The 20,819-nt window shown below is 72.1% G+C and carries 19 protein-coding genes and 2 pseudogenes; 12 read left to right on the top strand and 9 right to left on the bottom strand.

What is annotated here, in order from left to right:
* The first annotated feature begins 13 nt into the window (after positions 1-13).
* Both V2W30_RS35815 and V2W30_RS35820 read left to right on the top strand, forming a co-directional pair.
* Complete coding sequence (locus V2W30_RS35815) at positions 14-2,125, top strand: SpoIIE family protein phosphatase (protein WP_338702759.1); 2,112 nt, start codon at positions 14-16, stop codon at positions 2,123-2,125.
* A 13-nt stretch (positions 2,126-2,138) separates the two neighbouring features.
* Complete coding sequence (locus V2W30_RS35820; protein ID WP_338702760.1) at positions 2,139-2,999, top strand: Fpg/Nei family DNA glycosylase; 861 nt, start codon at positions 2,139-2,141, stop codon at positions 2,997-2,999.
* Positions 3,000-3,059: 60 nt separating this feature from the next.
* Here V2W30_RS35820 and V2W30_RS35825 read toward each other — a convergent pair whose 3' ends face one another.
* Positions 3,060-3,722 carry a zf-HC2 domain-containing protein gene (locus tag V2W30_RS35825; protein ID WP_338702761.1) on the bottom strand — a complete coding sequence of 221 codons (663 nt, stop codon included), beginning with the start codon at positions 3,720-3,722 and terminating at the stop codon, positions 3,060-3,062.
* 79 nt (positions 3,723-3,801) lie between these two features.
* On the opposite strand from V2W30_RS35825, the gene V2W30_RS35830 reads away from it, so the two are divergent.
* From V2W30_RS35830 to V2W30_RS35845, 4 genes are all read left to right on the top strand, one after another.
* Entirely contained in the window at positions 3,802-4,551 is a 750-nt protein-coding gene (locus V2W30_RS35830) for a LytTR family DNA-binding domain-containing protein (protein ID WP_338702762.1), read from the top strand.
* A gap of 69 nt (positions 4,552-4,620) precedes the next feature.
* Positions 4,621-4,974, top strand: a complete 354-nt coding sequence (locus tag V2W30_RS35835) for a hypothetical protein (RefSeq protein ID WP_338703891.1) — start codon at positions 4,621-4,623, stop codon at positions 4,972-4,974.
* Positions 4,971-6,488 carry a cation acetate symporter gene (locus tag V2W30_RS35840; protein ID WP_338702763.1) on the top strand — a complete coding sequence of 506 codons (1,518 nt, stop codon included), beginning with the start codon at positions 4,971-4,973 and terminating at the stop codon, positions 6,486-6,488. Before V2W30_RS35835 ends, V2W30_RS35840 begins: the two co-directional genes overlap by 4 nt.
* Entirely contained in the window at positions 6,485-7,675 is a 1,191-nt protein-coding gene (locus tag V2W30_RS35845) for a sensor histidine kinase (RefSeq protein WP_338702764.1), read from the top strand. Before V2W30_RS35840 ends, V2W30_RS35845 begins: the two co-directional genes overlap by 4 nt.
* A gap of 66 nt (positions 7,676-7,741) precedes the next feature.
* On the opposite strand, the gene V2W30_RS35850 is transcribed toward V2W30_RS35845, so the two are convergent.
* On the bottom strand, positions 7,742-8,242 hold the full coding sequence (locus V2W30_RS35850; protein WP_338702765.1) for a hypothetical protein: 501 nt from the start codon (positions 8,240-8,242) through the stop codon (positions 7,742-7,744).
* A 148-nt stretch (positions 8,243-8,390) separates the two neighbouring features.
* Entirely contained in the window at positions 8,391-8,927 is a 537-nt protein-coding gene (locus V2W30_RS35855; RefSeq protein WP_338702766.1) for a sigma-70 family RNA polymerase sigma factor, read from the bottom strand.
* A 254-nt stretch (positions 8,928-9,181) separates the two neighbouring features.
* Here V2W30_RS35855 and V2W30_RS35860 point away from each other — a divergent pair.
* Positions 9,182-10,367, top strand: a pseudogene (locus V2W30_RS35860) (CapA family protein).
* 75 nt (positions 10,368-10,442) lie between these two features.
* Here V2W30_RS35860 and V2W30_RS35865 read toward each other — a convergent pair.
* Together V2W30_RS35865 and V2W30_RS35870 are read right to left on the bottom strand one after the other, a co-directional pair.
* A complete protein-coding gene (locus V2W30_RS35865) occupies positions 10,443-10,709 on the bottom strand; it encodes a VOC family protein (RefSeq protein WP_338702767.1) in 267 nt (88 codons plus the stop codon).
* A 198-nt stretch (positions 10,710-10,907) separates the two neighbouring features.
* Entirely contained in the window at positions 10,908-11,369 is a 462-nt protein-coding gene (locus V2W30_RS35870; RefSeq protein WP_338702768.1) for a universal stress protein, read from the bottom strand.
* A gap of 159 nt (positions 11,370-11,528) precedes the next feature.
* Between V2W30_RS35870 and V2W30_RS35875 the strand changes: the two are divergent.
* Positions 11,529-12,379 (top strand): annotated as a pseudogene (locus V2W30_RS35875) (polysaccharide deacetylase family protein).
* Positions 12,380-12,404: 25 nt separating this feature from the next.
* Here V2W30_RS35875 and V2W30_RS35880 read toward each other — a convergent pair.
* On the bottom strand, positions 12,405-13,064 hold the full coding sequence (locus tag V2W30_RS35880; protein ID WP_338702769.1) for a class F sortase: 660 nt from the start codon (positions 13,062-13,064) through the stop codon (positions 12,405-12,407).
* Positions 13,065-13,412: 348 nt separating this feature from the next.
* Here V2W30_RS35880 and V2W30_RS35885 point away from each other — a divergent pair, with 348 nt between their 5' ends.
* Positions 13,413-13,901, top strand: coding sequence for a hypothetical protein (locus tag V2W30_RS35885; RefSeq protein ID WP_338702770.1), 489 nt, complete (start codon positions 13,413-13,415; stop codon positions 13,899-13,901).
* A gap of 174 nt (positions 13,902-14,075) precedes the next feature.
* Here V2W30_RS35885 and V2W30_RS35890 read toward each other — a convergent pair whose 3' ends face one another.
* From V2W30_RS35890 to V2W30_RS35900, 3 genes are all read right to left on the bottom strand, one after another.
* Positions 14,076-14,582: a hypothetical protein gene (locus V2W30_RS35890; protein WP_338702771.1), complete on the bottom strand. Its 507-nt coding sequence runs from the start codon at positions 14,580-14,582 to the stop codon at positions 14,076-14,078.
* A gap of 141 nt (positions 14,583-14,723) precedes the next feature.
* Positions 14,724-14,978 carry a hypothetical protein gene (locus V2W30_RS35895; protein ID WP_338702772.1) on the bottom strand — a complete coding sequence of 85 codons (255 nt, stop codon included), beginning with the start codon at positions 14,976-14,978 and terminating at the stop codon, positions 14,724-14,726.
* 24 nt (positions 14,979-15,002) lie between these two features.
* Entirely contained in the window at positions 15,003-15,764 is a 762-nt protein-coding gene (locus V2W30_RS35900; RefSeq protein ID WP_338702773.1) for a hypothetical protein, read from the bottom strand.
* Between the two features lie 817 nt (positions 15,765-16,581).
* Here V2W30_RS35900 and V2W30_RS35905 point away from each other — a divergent pair.
* The 3 genes from V2W30_RS35905 (at position 16,582) to V2W30_RS35915 (ending at position 20,818) form a co-directional block, all read left to right on the top strand.
* Positions 16,582-17,544, top strand: coding sequence for an SCO0930 family lipoprotein (locus V2W30_RS35905; RefSeq protein ID WP_338702774.1), 963 nt, complete (start codon positions 16,582-16,584; stop codon positions 17,542-17,544).
* Between the two features lie 314 nt (positions 17,545-17,858).
* Entirely contained in the window at positions 17,859-18,674 is an 816-nt protein-coding gene (locus tag V2W30_RS35910; RefSeq protein WP_338702775.1) for an SAM-dependent methyltransferase, read from the top strand.
* Positions 18,671-20,818, top strand: coding sequence for a putative bifunctional diguanylate cyclase/phosphodiesterase (locus V2W30_RS35915; protein ID WP_338702777.1), 2,148 nt, complete (start codon positions 18,671-18,673; stop codon positions 20,816-20,818). The genes V2W30_RS35910 and V2W30_RS35915 overlap by 4 nt, the downstream gene beginning before the upstream one ends.
* The last annotated feature ends 1 nt before the right edge of the window (position 20,819 follow it).

The following is a 20,819-nucleotide window of genomic DNA, read 5'->3' on the forward strand; positions in this document are numbered from 1 at the left end:
CTAGCGTGGCCCTATGGACGCGGGTAGCGGGGGCGGCGAGGAGCCCGGCGATTCCCCGGGCGGGGAGCGCCCGGAGGACTCCTCGCGCGGTTTCCTGGAGGAGTACGGGCGCGGCCTGCGCATGGGCAGCTTCGAATGGGACCTCGACGCCGGTCTGATGCACATGGACGCGCAGGCCCACGCGGTCTTCGACATCACGCCCGACGAGTACGACGACCGGCCCGAGACCCTGTCCCTGCGCGTGCCCCCCGCCGAGGGCGTCCGGCTCGACGGCCTCGTCTCCCAGGCGCTCAAGAACGGCGACGAGAACTACGGCGCCTACTTCCGCATCCGCACCCGCGAGGGGCAACTGCGCTGGACCCACACCCGCGGCTACATCCGCCGCGACGAGCACGGCCGCCCCCGGCGCATCGCGGGCATCGTGCGCGACGCCACCGACGAGCTCAACGACGCCACCGTGCAGCACGAGCGCGCCGCCCGCGAAGCCGTCCGACGCCGCGAGACCAGCGTCGTGCAGAACACCACGGCCGCCCTCGCGCACGCCCGCACCGTCAAGGAGGTCATCGACGTCCTGCGCGAGACGCACGGCATCGAACACCTCGGGGCGACCAGCTTCGTCATGGGCCTGGTCCGGGCCGGCCGCATCCACCTGGTCGCCGAGGGCCCCTCCGGCAGCTTCGTGCCCGGCACCCACGTCACCCGCGTCGACGATCCGTACCCGATGAGCGAGGTCGTGCGCACGCTCACGCCGCGCTTCATCGAGTCGCCGGAGGACTTCGCCCGCTCGTACCCGCTGCTGTGGCCGCACATCACCCACCTCGGCATCCACTCGGCCGCCTACCTGCCGCTGATCGCGCAGGCCCGCCCCATCGGCTCCGTCGGGCTGCTCTACCACGACCGCAAGGGCTTCACCCAGTCCGAGCGCAACGTCCTCGTCGCCCTGTGCAGCAGCATCGCGCAGAGCCTCCAGCGCGCCATGTTCTACGAGCAGGAGAAGGACCTCGCCCAGGGCCTCCAGCAGGCGATGCTGCCGCGCACCATCCCGGCCGTGCCCGGCGCCGACATCGCCGTCCGCTACCGCGCCGCTTCCGGCCAGTCCGTCGGCCGCGACATCGGCGGCGACTGGTACGACGTGATCCCGCTGCCCGGCGGCCGCGTCGGCGCGGTGATCGGCGACGTCCAGGGCCACGACACGCACGCCGCCGCCGTCATGGGGCAGCTGCGCATCGTGCTGCGCGCCTACGCCGCCGAGGGGCACACCCCCGCGACCGTCATGGCCCGCGCCTCCGTCTTCCTCCACGAACTCGACACCGAACGCTTCGCGACCTGCCTGTACGCGGAGGCCGACCTGTCGACCGGCGTCGTCCAGCTCGTCCGCGCCGGCCACCTCGACCCGCTGCTGCGCCGCACCGACGGCATGTGCCGCAAGGTGCCCGTCGACGGCGGACTCCCGCTGGGCCTGTCCGCCGAGTTCGGGCGCCTCGACTACCCCGTCACCACCGTCGAACTCGACCCGGGCGAGACCCTGTTGTTCTGCACCGACGGCCTCGTCGAGCAGCCCGGCACCGACCTCGACGACGGACTGCACGCCCTCACCGCGCTGATCGGCACCGGCCCCTCCGACGTCGACCGCCTCGCCGACCGGCTGTGCGAGTCCGTCGACGAACGCGGCGGCGAGGACGACGTGGCGCTCCTGCTGCTGCGCCGCCGCGGCGCGGGCGCCGCGCAGAGCGGCGGCCGCCTCACCGAACACGTGCCGCCCGGCGACCCCGACGCGCTGACGGCGGCCCGGCACATGATCCGCGCCGCCGTGCGCGCCTGGGGCGCCCGCGAACGCGCCGACGAGATCGAACTCGTCGCCGACGAACTGGTCACCAACGCCCTCATGCACACCGAAGGACCGGCCATCGTGACCCTGCGGGTCCTGACCGGACCCGACCGAAGACTCAGGGTCGACGTGGAGGACAGCTCCAGCGCCCTGCCGCGCCGCCGCGACGCCGGCGAGTCCGGCGTCTCGGGCCGCGGCCTGCTCCTCGTCGACCGGCTCGCCGACGTCTGGGGCGTGGAGGCGCGCGGCGGCGGCAAGTGCGTGTGGTGCGAGTTCATCGTCCCCGCACGCGAGTAGAGAGGCTGGAGCGATGCCGGAACTGCCCGAAGTGGCGGCGCTCAGGGACTTCCTCGCCGAGCATCTGGTGGGGCGCGAGATCGTCCGTGTGCTGCCCGTCGCGATCAGCGTCATGAAGACGTACGACCCCCCGCTCACCGCTCTCGAGGGCCGCACCGTCACCGCCGTGGCGCGGCACGGCAAGTTCCTCGACCTCGACGCGGACGGCCTGCACCTGGTCACCCATCTGGCCCGCGCGGGCTGGCTCCACTGGAAGGACCGTCTCCCGGACGGCCCGCCGAAACCCGGCAAGGGCCCGCTCGCGCTGCGCGTCGCCCTCGCTACCGGCGAGGGATTCGACCTCACCGAGGCCGGAACGACCAAGAAGCTCGCGGTGTACGTCGTCCACGACCCCGGCGACGTCCCGGGCATCGCACGGCTGGGCCCCGACCCGCTCGCCGACGACTTCGACGAGGCCGCGTTCGCGAGACTCCTCGACGGCGAGCGGCGGCAGATCAAGGGCGCGCTGCGCGACCAGTCCCTGATCGCGGGCATCGGCAACGCCTACAGCGACGAGATCCTGCACGTCGCCCGCATGTCCCCGTTCAAGCGGGTGTCGAGCCTGACACCCGACGACATCCACACCCTCTACGAGGCACTGCGCACCACGCTCACGGACGCCGTCGAGCGCTCGCGCGGTGTCGCCGCCGGACGGCTCAAGGCCGAGAAGAAGAGCGGGCTGCGCGTGCACGGCCGGACCGGCGAAGCGTGCCCGGTGTGCGGCGACACGATCCGCGAGGTCAGCTTCAGCGACAGCTCGCTCCAGTACTGCCCGACGTGCCAGACCGGCGGCAAACCGCTGGCGGACCGCCGGATGTCACGCCTCCTGAAGTAGAGGTCACGGCTCCTGAAGTAGAGGTCACGCCTCCTGAAGCAGGGGAGGGGCGACAGGCTTTCAGCGCACCGGCAGCGTGAGAAGCCGGTCCCCGCCGACCGCCCGCACCTCGAATCGCGCGATCTCGCCCGGCCGGTCCGCCGCCCCGCCGTCGATCGAGACCCGCCCGCCGTCCCCGCCGCTCACCGCCCACGTGGCGACCGCCTGCTCCGTGCCGTCCCGGCCGACCGCGACCAGCTCGCACACCCGGGGCCCGCCCGGGTCCCGCACGTCGAGGCCCACTTCCGTGCCCCACGCCCGCTCGTCCGCCGTCAGCGTCGCCGCGACCTCCGACCGGGTGTCCCGCGCGCGCAGCGTCAGGTCCGGCGGATCACCGCTCCCTCCGTCGGCGAGCATCGCGGAGCCCTGCCCCGCGAGCGCCAGCAGCGCCGCCACCGCGACACCCGTGCCCCACATCCGGCGCCGCTTCGCCCGGTGCAGCACGGCGAGCCGGTCCACCGTGCGGTCGACGAGCGCCGGCGCCGGCCGCGCGAACATGTCGACGTGCGGCGGAGTCGCCCGCGCGTACACGCCCAACAGCCGTGTGGTGGGCCGCACTTCACCGACGTACGCCGCGCACGCCACGCATTCGACGAGATGGTCCTCGAAGCGGAACCGGTCCGCCGTGTCGAGGACCCCCAGCGCGTACGCACCCGCGTCGCGATGCCGTTCCAGGGACCTCATGTGTTCCTCCTGCTCTCGCTCACCGGTACGCAGGAGGCGGGCGATTCATTCAAGCGACCGCGCGATTACACTCCGGCGCATGCTGCGCGTACTGGCCGTCGACGACGAGGAACCCGCCCTCGCCGAACTCCTCTACCTCCTGCGCGCCGACCCGCGCGTCCGCAGCGCCGAGGGGGCCACCGACGCCAACGAGGCGCTGCGCCGCATCGGCCGCGCCCTGGAGGAGGGGCCCGGCGGCGACGGCGCGATCGACGTGCTGTTCCTCGACATCCAGATGGCGGGCCTCACCGGGCTCGACGTCGCCCGGCTGCTCGCGGGCTTCGCCCGGCCGCCGCTCGTTGTCTTCGTCACCGCGCACGAGGACTTCGCCGTCCAGGCCTTCGAGCTCAAGGCCGTCGACTACCTCCTCAAACCGGTACGCCGCGAACGCCTCGCAGAGGCCGTGCGCCGCGTCGCCGAACGCGCGGCCGTCGCCCCGCCGCCCACCGCCGTCGCCGACCGCATCCCCGTCGAACTCGGCGGCGTCACCCGCCTCGTGGCCGTCTCCGACATCACGTACGCCGAAGCGCAGGGCGACTACGCCCGCCTGCACACCGCCGACGGCACCAGCCACCTGGTCCGCATCCCGCTCACCACCCTGGAGGAGCGCTGGCAGCCGCTCGGCTTCGTCCGGGTCCACCGCAGCCACCTCGTCTCCCTGCACCGCATCGACGAACTCCGGCTCGACGGCGGCGGCATGACCGTCCGCGTCGGCGCCGCCGAGATCGCCGTCAGCCGCCGCCACGCCAGCCGGGTGCGCGAACTCCTCATGCGCAGGGCCACCGGCTGACCAGGCCCCTTCCTTCGAGCGGCCGGGCCTGCCTACACTCCGCCCGTGTCCGAACCCCGACGTCAGGTGGTGACCGGCGAGCCGCGCACCGTGCACGGCGCGGCCGGACTGCCCGGCCTGCGCACCCAGTGGGAGATCGACGAGCAGACCACGCTCGGCGCCGCCTACGTCCGCTCCCTCATGCGCAGCCAACTACGCGCCGGCGTCGCCGCGTTCGTGGTGCTCGCCGTCCCCGTCGCGGTCCTGCCGCTGTTCTTCGGAGCACTGCGCAACGCGGCGGTCGAATGGCTCGTCCTCGGCTTCTGCTGCTACCCGCTCCTCGTCCTCGTCGCATGGTGGTACGTGCGCCGCGCCGAACGCAACGAACGCGACTTCGCGGCCCTCGTACGCGGCCGTGACACCGGCGACACCGGAGCACCGTGAACGAGGCGTACGCGATCCCCGCGGTGGCCGTGGTCGTCCTCGCCACCGTCCTCATCGGCGGCTTCGGACTGCGCATCTCCCGGACGACCTCGGACTTCTACGTGGCGTCGCGCACCGTCGGACCCCGCCTCAACGCGGCCGCCATCAGCGGCGAATACCTCTCCGCGGCTTCCTTCCTCGGCGTCGCCGGGCTGCTCCTCGTGCACGGCCCGGACATGCTCTGGTACCCGGTCGGCTATACGGCGGGCTACCTCGTCCTGCTGGTCTTCGTCGCCGCCCCGCTGCGCCGTTCCGGCGCCTACACGCTCCCCGACTTCGCCGAGGGCCGCCTGGAGTCGCGGCAGGTGCGGCGCGTGGTCAGCATGTTCGTGGTCGGCGCGGGCTGGCTCTATCTGGTGCCCCAACTCCAGGGCGCCGGGCTGACGTTGCAGATCCTGACGGGGGCGCCGCGCTGGTTCGGCGGGGCGCTGGTCGCCGCTGTCGTGGTCCTCGCGGTGGCGGCGGGCGGCATGCGCTCGATCACCTTCGTGCAAGCCTTCCAGTACTGGCTGAAGCTGACGGCCCTCCTGGTCCCGGCGTTCTTCCTGCTCCTCGCGTGGCACGGGCAGGGCGCGACACCGCCCGACTTCCCCGCCGCGGACGTGCCGTCGGCCGGGGTCGGCGCGGGCCGCCCGCTGGCCACCAGCCGCGCCGACCACCCGCTCTACGCCACGTACGGCCTGATCGTCGCGACGTTCCTCGGCACGATGGGCCTGCCGCACGTCGTCGTCCGCTTCTACACGAGCCCGAACGGCCGCGCGGCCCGCCGCACCACGGTCGTCGTCCTCGCCCTGATCGGCACCTTCTACCTCCTCCCGCCGCTCTACGGCTGGCTCGGCAGGGTCTACGCCCCCGAACTCACCGCCACCCACGACGCGGACGCCACCGTGCTGCTGCTCCCCGGCCGCGTCGTGGGCGGCGTCGCGGGGGACCTGCTCGGCGCGCTGGTGGCGGGCGGCGCGTTCGCCGCGTTCCTGTCCACGGCGTCGGGCCTGACGATGGCGGTGGCCGGTGTGGTCAGCCAGGACGTCCTCCCGGCGCGCGGCGTACGGCACTTCAGGCTCGGCGTGGTCCTGGCCATGGCGGTCGCGCTGGCCGGCGCGCTCCTGGTGGACGGCGTCCCGGTGGCCGACGCGGTCGGCATGGCGTTCGCCGTCTCGGCGTCGTCCTTCTGCCCCCTCCTGGTCCTCGGCATCTGGTGGCGCCGCCTCACACCCCCCGGGGCCCTGGCGGGCCTGTTCCTGGGCGGCGGGTCGGCGCTCCTCGCCGTCACCCTCACCGTCTTCGGCGCGGCGACCTCCGGCTGGCTCCACACCCTCCTGGCCTGGCCGGCGGTCTGGTCCGTCCCGGTCGGCTTCCTGGCGATGATCCTGGTCTCCCTGGCGACCCCGCACGCCATCCCGCCGCACACGACGGCCACGATGACCCGCCTCCACCTCCCCGAGGCCCTCAAGAGCGCGGGAGGTCCCCCGTGAGCGGCGCCGTGACAGCCACCCTCCTCGCCCTGTGCCCCGTCCTCCTCGGCGCGGGCTTCCTCCTGGGCCGGCGCACCGACCCCGCGGGACACAGCGACGTCGGCACCCCCGTCGAGCGCGCCACCTTCGAGACGCTGCACACGGCCTCGCTCGCCGCCCCCGCCCTGCGCGCGGGCCTCACCGAGGACACCGCCCGCAAGTCCGCCCGCCGCCTGCGCACGCTCCTCGGCACGGAGGCCCTGGCCGTCACCAACCGAGGTGCCGTCCTCGCCTGGGACGGCACCGCGGAGCACCCGCACGCCAAGCACGTCATGGACCAGGTCGCCCCGGCCCTGACCGGCGGGCGCACCGTCGCCTTCGCGTGTGGCTGCTCGTCCGTCGACTGCCCGCTGCGCTGGGCGGTCGCCGCCCCGGTCGTCGCCGACGGCCGCGTCCTCGGCGCCGTCGTGGCCTACGCGCCCCGCGAGTCCGCCGTCCTGGCCCGCGCCACCGACGAGGTCGCCCGCTGGGTCTCCGTCCAACTCGAACTCGCCGAACTCGACCGCTCCCGCACCCGTCTCATCGAAGCGGAGATCAAAGCGCTGCGCGCGCAGATCTCCCCGCACTTCATCTTCAACTCCCTCGCGGCCATCGCGTCGTTCGTCCGCACCGACCCCGAACGGGCCCGTGAACTCCTCCTGGAATTCGCCGACTTCACCCGCTACTCGTTCCGCAGGCACGGCGAGTTCACCACGCTCGCCGACGAACTCCACTCCATCGACCAGTACTTGGCTCTCGTCCGCGCCCGCTTCGGCGACCGCCTCTCCGTCACCCTGCAGATCGCCCCGGAGGTCCTCCCGGTCACCCTCCCGTTCCTCTGCCTCCAGCCACTGGTGGAGAACGCCGTCAAACACGGCCTGGAGGGTGCCGTGACCCGCAGCCGCATCTCCATCGGGGCGACGGACGCGGGCGCCGAGGCCGAGGTCGTCATCGAGGACGACGGCGTCGGCATGGACCCGGACGAGCTGCGGGCGATCCTGCGCGGCGAGGGGGACGCGTCCCGCGGCATCGGCCTCTCGAACGTCGACGAACGCCTGCGCCAGGTCTTCGGCGACGGCTACGGCCTCGTCATCGAGACGGCCGTCGGCGCGGGCATGAAGATCACGGTGCGCATCCCGAAGTACCGGGCGGGCGTGTACGCGCCCTGACGTACCGAAGGGGCGTGTACCCACCCTGACCGCCGCGGCGCCCGCCCGGCACCTCCGCGGACCCGCTCAGAACAGATGGATCGCCAAGTGCCCCAGCGGCAGGCCGAGTTGCCAGGCGGGAGTCCAGACCTGCGGCCCGTCCTCCTCGTCGGGGACCGGCACCGCGTCGAGGTCGGGAGCGAGCAGCTCCGTCTCCTCCAGCCATCTCCAGGCCGCCTGGGCCAGCTCCAGATCGGGCGAACGGCTCACGGCGCCGCGGCGGTCCCGCTCCCGCTCCGCGAAGCGCTCCCGCACCCATCTCTGCCACGGCTGGTCGTAGGCGGTCAGCGACGACCACGTCTCCAGCTGCGAGACCACCCGGATCCCGGACAGCTCGTCCTCCGCGTCGGACAGGAAGATGGTCAGGGCCAGCGCGTCGCGCCCGGCCCGGAACTCGAAGGACGTCGGCGGCATCAGATCCCCGGTGCGCAACAGCTCGTCCGCGATGTACTCGGCGTACAACCACGCCATGGGTACGGTGAGTTCGCCTCCGGCGCCCGTCGCGCCGCCTTGGCTCCCGTGCAACATTCCTTCCTGCCTTCCTCCGGTCCGTGCGCTTCGCCGGCCCCCGGACCCCACCCATGTCCCACTCGCCGGGGAGGACAGCGGATTACTCAACCGAGAGAACGGCACGCTGAGCAAGGCGCTTTGCGAAGGCTTGACCCGGCCTACGGTTTCAGCGCAGGTCGGACGCATAGCCCGGAAGAACCCGGCGCAACGCGCGCAACGCGTAGTACGCGCGGGACTTCACGGTACCCGGGGGGATGCCGAGCGTTCGCGCGGCCTCGGCCACACTCGCGCCCTTGAAGTACACCTCGAGGAGGACGGCTCGATGCTCGGGGGAGAGCGTCGCCACAGCCTCCCGCACATCGAGCGCCGCCGCCGACCGTTCCGCGTGATCGGCGCAGACGCGCGCGTTCTCCAGAACCGCGTCGCCCACTTCGGCGGGCCGCGCGAGCCGCGCCCTGCGCGCGTCGATCGCGAGCCGCCGACCGACGGTGAACAGCCATGGCCGCACCGACTCGAAGCGCGCGTCGAGCGCCTCCGGATGCTGCCAGGCCCGTACGTACGTCTCCTGGACCAGGTCCTCCGCGCGTTGGCGGTCCCCGTCGCACAGACGCAGCAGGAACGAGAACAGCGGCCCGCCGTGCTCCCGCTGGACCTGGGCGAGGTCCTCCTCCGGTGTCGTGGGTGTCGTGAGCGCCGTCGTCATGCGCGTATGGCAACGCACGCCCCGGCGCCCGCCCAGGGGCCGCGCGCGGATCTGCGGCAGGCGGTCGAAGCCGTCGACGAGCGGTGCGGTGAGCGGGCCGAGTGGCGCAGCGCGGTGACGCCGATTCAGGGACGGGACCGGTATGGGGACTTGACTGCACCCGGCACTCGTACATGGATGCGTATGGCGAAAATCACGCCGAAAACCACCTACATACGGACTCATTCCGTCCAGTCACCCGAGGAGCCTTGTCGATGACACGGAGCACGCGCCGGACGCGGCAGGCGGCGGTGGCCCTCGCGGCCGTCCTGACGGGCCTCGGCGCGGGCTGCGCCGCCCCGGCGGCGGGCCCTCGCGGCCGTCCGCCACGGCCTCCGCCTCCACCTCCGGGCACCCCGCGCCCGCGGCGGCCCGCGGCTTCACGCTCGCCGCGTCCGGCGACGTCCTGCCCCACACGTCGATCATTGACGAGGCCAACGAGGACGCGGGCGGCGACGGCTACGACTTCCGCCCGATGCTCGCGGGCGCCAAGTCGGTGGTCTCGTCGGCGGACCTGGCGATCTGCCACATGGAGACCGTGTACGGCGCGCCCGGCGACTACAGCGGCTACCCGGCCTTCACGTCCCCGCCCCAGATCGCCGCGGGCCTGCGCGCCACCGGCTACGACTCCTGCTCCACCGCCTCCAACCACACCCTCGACGACGGCGCGGACGGCATCGCCCGCACGCTCGGCGCGTTCGACCGGGCCGGTCTGCGGCACGCCGGATCGGGCCGCACCGCGGCGGAGGGCGCGGCCCGGCCCGGCTGCGCGCGGGCGGCGCCGAGGTCGCCCAACTCGCCTACACCTACGGCACGAACGGCTACCCGCTCCCCAGGAACAAGCCCTGGGCGGTCAACTTGATCGACCGTCAGCGCATCATCGCGGACGCCCGCGCCGCCCGGAAGGCGGGCGCCGACGTCGTCGTCGTGTCCCTCCACTGGGGCACGGAGTGGCAGGACGAGCCGGACACCGGCCAGCTCACGCTCGGCAGGCAGCTCACCGCCTCCCGCACGCACGGTCGCCCCGACATCGACCTGATCCTCGGCACCCACGCCCACGTCCCGCAGGCGTACGAGAAGGTCAACGGCACCTGGATCGTCTACGGGATGGGCGACCAGATCGCGGGGGAGATGTTCAACCACGACGGCGCCCAGGACGCCCGCGGCAACATGAGCACGATCGGCCGCTTCACCTTCGCCCCGCCGGCCCGCGCCGGCGAGCGCTGGCGGGTCACGAAGGCCGAGTTCGTCCCTCAGTGGTTCGACCTCGGCTCCGACCGCGTGGTGAACCTCAACCGCGCCATCGACCGAGGCGCCGACCTCGAAGGCGTCCGCGACGAGATCCGCCGGGTCGTCCTCGGCAGGGGCGCGGCCGAGGACGGCCTCGTCATGGGGAAGTAGACGTCTGCTTCGCCGGCTCGGACCTCTTGCACGGTGCCGCGGGTACCACGGCACCCCTCGGAGGCGTTTGAGCGACTACCGTGCGGTGTCGGAGCTGTGCGGGGGATCGAAGACGCAGAACTCGTTGCCCTCCGGGTCGGCGACGACGATCCAGCGAAAGCCGTGTTCGCTGAGTTCCTCAGAGAGTCTCGTAGCGCCCAGCTGCTCAAGGCGGTTGACCTCGGGCACCAGGTCCGTGGTGCCGAAGTCGAGATCGAGGTGCATGCGGTTCTTGCCCTGCTTCGACTCCGGGACGTGTTGCAGGAGAAGGGTCGGTGCAGGACGGGGCCCGACCAGGCTCAAGTAGGGAGATCCGTGGAAGCCGGCGCCCTGGCCCGCCCGATCGATGCGCCGACCCCTGGGCACATCCGGTCGTCCCTGCTCGTGCGTGCGGTCACCGACTGACGCTGCCGCGTACGGCTGCGCGACGGCTGATGGCCGATCAGGGCGCACCCGTGACAAGAGGCACGGAAGGCGGCACGCCCCGCCGGAGTCGAGGGGCTACGGCACCACCGTGACGGGCCAGCGGCCCGCCTTCACCAGGCGGATGGCGACCGAGCCGACGATGCGATGACCGGCCTGCTCCGAGGCGCCGACGACCACGGCGTCCGCCTTGAGTTCGTCGGCGGCGGTGACCAGGCCGTTGAACGGGTCGCCGCGGAACGTGTGGAACTCCCAGCGCACGTCGTATATGTCCTTGACCCGCTCCGTCGCCTCCCGGATCTCCGCGATCAGGCCCTCCGCGATCTCGTCGGTCGTCTCCGCGACGGGCACCCCGAGCGCGGCGCCCGCCGTCATCACGGGCTGCACATAGACGACGGCGAGCAGGGCGCGCTGACGCCGGGCGAGGCCTCCGGCGTAGGCCGCGGCGCGGAAGGAGGAGTCGGAACCGTCGACCCCGACCACGATCACCTTGGGCCCGTCGGTACCGCGCTCGAACTGGTGTGGCTGCTGTTCGGTCACGCGCAGAGGCTAGCGGAAACCCGCAGGTGGGGGCAGCGCCGGGGCGGAGCGGATTTTTCGGTTCCGGGGCGCGGGCCGTCGCGGCTGAACGGGTGCTTTCACGCCGCCCAACCGGTGGTGCTCTGCGCGGCGCCACCGGCGCCGTGTGACGGATGAAGCATGAAAACGCATCAGATCGCGTCAGGGCGCCGGACCCTGCTCCGCGGCTTCACCGCCGTCGGCCTGGCCGCACTCACCGGTTGCGCCGCCGCCGAGCGCGCGAGCGCCCCGCCGAGCGCGAGCCCGAGCGCCGCGCCCGCCGCGGGGCCGCAGGCCGCCCGCCCCTCGGGCCCTCCGCGTACCGGCTGCGGCCGATGGCCGGAAGCGGGCCCCAGCGTGCCGTCCCCGGCCGACTGGCGGTCCGTCACAAACCCCTCCTCAGCATGGAGTTCGAGCGCGGCGACCGTGCCATGGTGCTCACGTTCGACGACGGGCCCGACCCCCGCTACACCCCGGACATCCTGCGCACGCTGCGCAAGCACGAGGTGCGCGCGATGTTCTTCGTGTGCGGCGAGATGGCCGTCGACAACAAGGACCTGCTGCGCGAGATGGCCGACGACGGACACGTCATCGGCAACCACACCTGGACGCACCCGCTCCTGACCCGGATGACCCGCTCCGGCATGCGGCCCGAGATCGAGCGCACCTGCGAGGTCATCGAGGACACGGTCGGTGAACCGCCCGCCTGGTTCCGCGCGCCGTACGGGGCGTGGAACCGCGCCGCGTTCCGGCTCGGCGCCGACCTCGGCATGGAGCCCCTGGCCTGGACCGTCGACACCCTCGACTGGAACACCCCCGGCACCGACACCATCGTCACCCGCGTACTGCGCGGCGCGGCGCCCGGCGTCGTCGTCCTCAACCACGACGCCGGCGGCAACCGCTCGCAGAGCGTCTCCGCCCTGCGGGAGTACCTGCCGCGGCTGATCGACGACGGCTACCGCATCACCGTCCCGCGCCGCCGCGGCGTCTGATCCCCGCCGACCGGTGTCCGTGCGGTCAGCGCACGGACACCAGACGGGCGAAGGCCACCACGTTGCCGTCGTAGCCGTTCTGCTTCGAGAAGCCGCCACCGCACGTGATGACGCGCAGCTCCGGCGTCCCGTTGGAGCCGTAGACGCGGTTGCCGGGGAAGTTCGCCTTCTCGAACACCTCGATCCCGTACACCTGGAACACGGCGGTCCTGCCGTCCTTGCGCCGGATCTCGACGTGGTTGCCCTTCTTCAGGGACCCGAGCCCGTAGAACACGGCCGGGCCCTGCATGTTGTCGACGTGCCCGACGACGACGGCCGTGCCCTTCTCGCCGGGCGAGACCGCGCCGGTGAACCAGCCCGCCAGGTTCGGGTCCTGCGGCGGTGGCGCGTCCACCCAGCCCTCCGCGTCCAGACCGACCTGGGTCACCGGGGCGTCCACCCGGATCGCCGGGATCCGCACCCGGTCCACCAACGAGAACGGCAGCGGCTGCGGCGCCTTCGACGTGGCCCACGTGGGCGTGCGGACGTCCGCGGCGGCGGCCGACGCGGGCTGCGGCGGGCCGATGTCGAATTCCCCCGAACCATTGCGGATCAGCGCGAGACCGGTGAGCAGCACCAGCGCTATCACGCCCCACGGCGCACGCTTTCTGGGCTGCTCCTCGTCTTCGAGCCTTGCGTAGGACATTCGCTCATCCCCTCTGGGCCCGGCGGCGAGACCGGGTCCGTTGCGCGTACCGAAACGCTAAGTCGACCGCGCACGACCAGCGACGGGGCGAGGGCGAACGGGTGCACCCGCAGCGTCCGTCCAGGGGGTGCGTGAGCCATCCGAGGTGCGGCCCTCAGGAAATTTCTGACGGTCTGTGACCTGCGGCAATATCGGCTTGTACGGAATTCCTTCGGTGTGTCGGCTCACCAGGACGGCCGATTCCCGAAATGCGGTCGTGCGCACGGCATCTGAGGGTTCGTCTGGGAGGCGTTCTCGCCGAAATTCCCGGGGACCGTTCCCCGGGGACGCCTTCCGCGGAGGATTTCCATGCGTACCACCCGTGCTCTGGCGGTGTCCGCCGTCGCCGTCGTCGCCGTCGGTCTCGCCGCCCCCGCCGCGTCCGCCTGGACGGACCCGTCCAACCTCACGGTCTCGCCCAGCGTGATCCCGCGCGGTGGTCAGGTGACGATCTCGGTCACCGGTACCAAGTGCCAGTCCAACAGCACCGCCACGTCGGACGCGTTCGGCACGGTGAACCTGAACAACGCGGGCGGCGAGCAGGCCAGCGCCAACGCCACCGTGCACAGCGACGCCGCCCCCGGCGCCCACGACGTCTCCGTGAGCTGCCAGGGCGTGCCGCTGACGCGTCCGGCCGCCTTCACCGTCATCCACGGTGGCGTCCGCGGTGGTCTCGGTGGTGCCAGCGAGACCGGCGCCACCTCCACCGACATGGCGATCGGCGGCGCGCTCGTCGCGTCGGCGCTCATCGGCGGCGGCGTGTTCTGGATGCGCCGTCGCGCGGAGGGCAAGGCGTAAGCAGCAAGGCGTCAGCGGCAAGGCATGACGAGCAAGGCATGACGAGCAAGGCGTAGTCGTACGAGACCTGCGGGCCCCGACCCCCCTTCGCGGGGCCCGCGGCGCACGTGAACGGACCGGTGCCCCGAAGACAGCGTGGTCTTCGGGGCACCGGTCCGTTCGCTTCGGCCCGGGTCAGGCGTTGTTCTCGCCGGAGCGGCGCCGGGAGAAGTAGTACGCCGTGCCGAGCGCGCCCGTGATCAGGGCGGCGCCCAGGCCGATCTCCTGCATGTCGAAGCCGCCGAGGCTGCCGCCGACGCCGGCCCGGACCCCGTGATGGACAGGTGGGGGAGTCGGCTCGACGGGTCTGCCGCCCGCGACGGTGAGGTCGACGGTGCGGGACGAGCCGCCCGAGCAGGAGAACGTCACGGAGTACATGGCGCCCTGCTTGGCGTCCCAGTCCACGGTCCGGGTGGCCGAGCCGCTGTCCTTGCGGATCTTGACGCTGTCGAAGATGCCGGCGGAGACGGTGGTGTCGCCGCTGCACCCGCTCGCGTAGAGCGTCACCTGTCCGCCGGCGGCGATCGTCGTGGGCGCGATGCTGACCTGGAACGGGTCGGACTCGGCCACGGCCGTCGGCGCGGTGAGGGTCAGGGCGGTGAGGGAGAGCGCGGCGGCGGAAGCGGCACGTATCGCCTTCATGGGGGTTCCTCCGGGTCCACGAGGAGCAGCTGCGGACCGGTTCCGCTCGCTTGGGACAAGCACCTCGATGACCGAAACGCTAGGGACACCCCCTTACGGGCGCGATCGGTGTCGTGCGAACGGGGCATGTCCTTGGGCCGGTCAGGGGACCTCGTGGCGTGCTGACACCCCGTCGGGCCCCGCCGCGTGCCAGACGTGCGGACCGGCGCCGCGCCACTCGACGAGGTGCGGATCGTCGAGCGTCAGATCGGCCGAGCCGAGCCCGGCCCGGCCGAGCAGCCGGGTCAGATCCGCGTCGCTGTGCGCGAGTCCGACCGCCTGTCCGCGCACGGTCACGTGCCGCCCGCCCTCGGGGGCGGGCGGGTGGACGACGATCGGGGCGTGCCATGGGGTCATGCCCCCAGAGTGCTCCACACGGGGTCACCCCGCTCCCGGGAACAGCATCAGGAACGGCTCCGCGGTGGCCGCGATGCCACGGCTGTACGGCGCGTCGAAGTCCCAGATGAGGAAGAGCAGGAACGCGATCAGGGCGGAGAAGAGACCGGCGAGGATCAGCTCGCGGGCGGTGCGTCTGATCTGGAGCGCGAAGATCATGCCGATGGTGACCAGGCCGCCGACGATCAGGCCGAACCAGACCACCCCCGGCATCGTGGCGCCCGTGGAGTCGGCGCGGGCGTTGCGGGCGTCGTCGGCGGCCGTGACCTGGTCGACCAGCGGCTGGTAGGCCTGCGCCTGGAAGTCGTTGCGCGGCTCGAAATCGGTGACGTCGTGGCGCACCGTGTCCAGCAGCTCGGTGCCCTTCTGCGTCAGCTCGCCCCGCGAGCGCATGGCGTGCCACTCGGTCGTCACGACATGGCTGACATAAGCGTCGACATCCGCCCGGATGTGGTCCCGGACGTCGGCCGGATAGACGCGGACGCGCTCGTGGATCTCGTGGAGCGCCTGCGCCTCGTTGCGCACGTGGTCCTGGGCCGCGCTGCGCGCCTCCCAGACCCCCGCGATGGCCAGGCCGAGGACGATGGCGTAGACCACGCCGATCATCATCGTCATGTACTCGATGACGTCCGGGGTCTCCGTGGGGTCGTCGTCCTCGCCGATTCTTCGTTGCTGCAGGACCAGGACGACCAGGACGATCGCGCAGACGGCGACCATCGCGAGGGCGAGAACAAGCCATTCCGACATCGGTACCTCCACAAAGGTTCAGCGGGGGCGCAGGGCGGCGACCGCGAGCACCGCGGGTGCGGTGATGAGCAGGGTGAGCGTGACGATCGAGGGGCCGCCGCGCGGAGGCGCGCGGTGCACGGACGTGCGGTAGGCCGGATAGTGCACGGGCTTCGGGGACGGGTGGACGGACGGCGTCGGCCTGGGGCTCGGCCTCGGCGGAGGCGGCGGCTCGGGTGCCGGCGGTGGTGGCGCGACGGTCGGGGGCGCCGGGCGAGGAGGTGCCGGTGGGGCTGGTGTGGTCGGTGCGGCCGGAGGGGGTTCGGGGGCTCGGGGGTGGTGGGGCCGGTGGGGGCGGTACCGGCTTCTTGGGCGGTGGCGGTGTGGGCGTCGGCTTCTTCGGCGGGGGCGTGTGCGGCGCCGGCGTACAGCTCACGCCGTCACCGGAGATCGCGACGGCGCCGCCCGTCGCGCCGCCGTCGACCGAGGCGTACGCGCAGCTGTCGGCCGGCGCGAGTAGAGGCAGGGCTGTCGCGGCCGCCACCGGGACACCGCACAACCAGGCGGTGGCGACCACCGCGAGAGCACGGGTGACCAGGGCGGCTCTGGCCCGCTGTGTTCGGAGCACGAGCGAGATCATGGACCGCCGTCCGGCGCCGCACGCAGGCTTTCGCCCCGAATACCCCGAAGGTGGGGCGCGGGGCGCCGCGGGTTTGCGCCCCCGCCCGTCGCTCGTCCGCGTCAAGAAATCTTCGGCCGCGTTGAACGCTCCCGCCGTCCCCGCCCGTACCTAGGGCCATGTGCGGACCCGACCGGGATCGCACAACACCGAAGCAACATGCGGGAGTTGAAGATGAAGACCTCCTGGCGGAGCGCCTCGTTCGTAGCGACAGCTGCGGCCTTGCTGGCGCTGACGACGGCGTGCGGTCAGGACAAGGGGGACACCTCCACGAACGGCCAGAACGTGGGCAACGCGGCCCCGGCGCAGGGCGGTTACGGATCCGACGACGGCTACGGGTCCGGATCCGCGGACAAGGACGCCGGTGCCAAGGCCAAGTCCGCGGGCCAGCTCGCCGTGTGGGAGAGCAAGAAGCTCGGCCAGGTCCTCACCGACAGCGCCGGATTCACGCTCTACCGCTTCGACAAGGACACCGCGCAGCCGCCCAAGTCGAACTGCGACGACGCCTGTCTGAAGGCGTGGCCCGCCGTACCCGCGAGCGGCGCGACCGCCGCGGCCGGCGTCGACCCGTCGCTGCTCGGCGAGGTGACCGCCGCCGACGGCACCAAGCAACTGACCATCGACGGCTGGCCGATGTACCGCTACGCCATGGACACCAAGGCCGGCGACGCCAAGGGGCAGGGCGTGGGCGGCACCTGGTACGCGGCCGCCCCCGACGGGAAGAAGGCGAGCCCCGCCGCGGCGGAGCCGGCCGATACGGCGGGACTTTCCACGCGCAAGGACCCGAAGCTGGGCGAGATCGTCGTCGACAAGAACGGAATGACCGTTTACCGGTTCCTGAAGGACTCGGCCTGGCCCATCAAGTCCAACTGTGTGGGCGCGTGCGCGCAGAAGTGGCCGGCCGTCGCGCCGGTGGCGAAGAACGACACCAAGAACATTCCGCTCAAGGGCTACATGACGTTCGACCGCCCCGACGGAACGAAGCAGCAGACGCTGAACTGCTGGCCGGTGTACACCTTCTCCGGCGACAAGAAGCCCGGTGACACCAACGGGCAGGGCGTGGGCGGCACTTGGTACGCCGCGGCCCCCGACGGAAAGCCGGTAGGGGCCCCGCAGAAGTAGCGCTCCCCGGAAGGTGCGCTCCAAGGAAGTGTCCGCCCCCGGGCGGATCCCTCGAAGGTAGAGTGTTCAAAGGATTTGGCGAATCGCCGGTCCGTTCCTCGCGTGACCACGTGATGGTCCCGCATCAGGAACGGACCGGTTCTTTTCGGTTGGGATACATATGGTTTCGGGGTGGTTTCGGATCGTTGCCAATTGGCACGTGCCGGAGGCAGTGACCGAGAACGGACGGTCAATTTCCGTTTTGACTCGCTCCTTTGGCGGCTGATCAGTAGCCTCACCTCGAACACCGGCTCGCCTACGCCTTGGAGAGATAGATGGAGCGTCCTGCCTGGGCCCCGCAGGGCATCGACATCTCGGTGCCCAGTGTGTCCCGGATCTACGACTACTACCTGGGCGGATCGCACAACTTCGAGGTCGACCGGGAGGCCGCGCGCAAGGCCATGGAGTTCATGCCGGGCCTGCCCAAGATCATGCAGGCGAACCGGGCGTTCATGCGGCGGGCCGTGCGCTTCGCCGTCGACGAGGGCATCACCCAGTTCCTCGACATCGGCTCCGGCATCCCGACCTTCGGCAACGTCCACGAGGTGGCGCAGCAGGCGAGCCCCGGCGCCCGTGTCGTCTACGTCGACCACGACCCGGTCGCGGTCGCGCACAGCAAGGCCGTCCTCGACGGCAATCCCGACGCCGCCGCCGTCTCGGCCGACCTGCGCAAGCCGAAGGACATCCTGGCCAGCCCCGAGGTGCAGCGACTCATCGACCTGGAGCAGCCGGTGGCGCTGCTCCTCGTCGCCGTCCTGCACTTCATCGAGGACGCCGACGAACCGCAGCGGGCCGTGGCCGAACTCGGCGCGGCGCTCGCGCCCGGCAGCCTGCTGGTCGTGACGCACGCCTCGTACGAGGGAATGCCCATCTCGACGGAGACGGCCAGTGGCGCGGTCGACGTCTACCGCAACGATGTCCGCAATCCGCTGATCATGCGGAACCGTGAGGAGATCGCACGGTTCTTCACGGGATATGAGACCGTCGAGCCGGGCATCGTGCCGATACCCGTGTGGCGGCCTCAGACCGCGCCCGAGGACGAGGACCCGTACACATTCGCGGGCTATGTGGGAGTGGGGCGCAAGGCGTGAGTGAAGAGCCGGGCGGACCGGAAGACAGACTGCGCAGGTTCGCCACGATCTGGAGCCGGGCGATCTTCCCGGTGACGGCGACCTCCCTGACCCGGCCCGAGTTCGAGGACGAACTCGTGCCGCTCGCCCGCCGGCTGCGGGACGCGCTGGCCGCGCGGACCCTCGACGCGAGCCTGGGCAGGACCGTCGGCGCCGGTCTCGTCGAGGCGCACTGCACCGACCCCGAGGCGCTCAGCCGCACGCTCGACGTCATCGACGCGTACCTCGTCCTCTACTGCGGCGACGAGGCCCGCACCCCGGAGCGCGAGGACGATCTGCGGGCGCGCTGCTCCCGCATCCAGCACACCCTCGCGGCCGGATTCGCCGCCGCCCTGCGCGAGCGCACCCTCGTCGAGCAGGAAGCCATCTCGCGCGCCGCGCTCAACGCCCGCAGCGCCGTCGCCGAGGCCCTGCACGCGAGCGAGGCCCGGTTCCGCGCGGTGTTCCACGGCGCCGCCATCGGGATCGGCATCGCCGACCTCGACGGCACCGTCCTGGAGGTCAACGACGCGCTGGTACGGATGTTCGGCGGCAGCGAGAGCCTGCTGCGCGGGCGCAACGTCGCGGAGTGGACGCACCCCGAGGACGCCCCGCAGGTCTGGCCGCTCTACCACGAGCTGGTGCGCGGCGAGCGCGAGCACTACCGCGTGGACAAGGCGTTCCACCGCCCCGACGGCACCGCGCTGTGGACGAACCTGACGGTGTCGCTGCTGCGCGACAAGGACGGTGTCCCGCAGTACCAGCTGGCGCTCATGGAGGACACCACCGAGCGCCGCCTGCTCAACCTGCGGCTGCGCTACGAGGCGACGCACGACGCGCTCACCGGCCTGCCCAACCGCACCCTGTTCTTCGAGCGCCTGGAGAAGGTGCTCGGCGCGGGCGAAGGCACCCGCTTCGGCCTGTGCTACCTGGACCTCGACGGTTTCAAGACCATCAACGACAGCCTCGGCCACGCGGTCGGCGACCGGCTGCTCGTCGAGGTCGCCGACCGGCTCCAGGCCTGCGCCACCGCCCCCGGCGAGATGGTCGCGCGGCTCGGCGGTGACGAGTTCGTGGCCCTGACCACCGGCAAGGACACCGAGACCGAGGTCGACGAACTCGCCGGCCGCATCATGCACGCCCTCGCCACCCCGATCCGCATCGACGGCCGCGAACTCACCGTGCGCGGCTCCGTCGGCATCGTCGAGGGCCCGGCCGCCGAGCGCAGCCCCGCCGAGGTGCTGCGCAGCGCCGACATCACGATGTACCGGGCCAAGTCCGCGGGCGGCAACCGCTACGAGCTGGCCGACCCCGAGGCCGACGCCCGAGCGATCACCCGGCACGGCCTGACCACGGCGTTGCCCGCCGCCCTGGACCGCGGCGAGTTCTTCATCGAGTACCAGCCGCTCGTCCACCTCGGCGACGGCAGCGTGCGTGGCGCCGAGGCACTGGTGCGCTGGCTGCATCCGCAGCACGGCGTGCTCGGCCCCGACCGGTTCATCCCGCTCGCCGAACACACCGGTCTCATCGTGCCGTTGGGGCGCTGGGTCCTGGAGGAATCGGTACGCCAGGCCCGGGTCTGGCAGACCCGGCACGCCGAGGCCGGCCCGATGCGCATCAACGTGAACCTGTCGCCGATGCAGCTCACGCACCCCGGCCTCGTCTCCGACACGGTCGACATCCTGGAGCGGTCCGGGCTCGCACCGGGCGCGCTCTGCCTGGAGGTCACCGAGTCGGCCCTGATCGGCGCCGACGACGACCTCCTGAAGCCGCTGCGCCGCCTCTCGGAGATGGGCGTCGACATAGCCCTCGACGACTTCGGCACCGGCTACTCGAACCTGGCGAACCTGCGCCGACTCCCCGTGAACGTACTGAAGTTGGACCGCTCCTTCACCCAGGGCATGCAGCAGTTCCCGGCGGACCCGGTCGACCTGAAGATCGTCGAGGGGATCGTCTCGCTCGCCCACAGCCTGGACCTCGCGGTCACTGTCGAGGGCGTGGAGACCGGCGCGCAGGCCGAACAGCTGAAGGAGCTCGGCTGCGACACGGCGCAGGGCTGGTACTACGCGCGCCCCGGCCCGCCGGACCGGCTCCACGAGCTGGCCCTCGCCGACGCCACGGGGTGAG

The sequence above is a fragment of the Streptomyces sp. Q6 genome (assembly GCF_036967205.1).
Lineage (GTDB): Bacteria > Actinomycetota > Actinomycetes > Streptomycetales > Streptomycetaceae > Streptomyces > Streptomyces citrinus.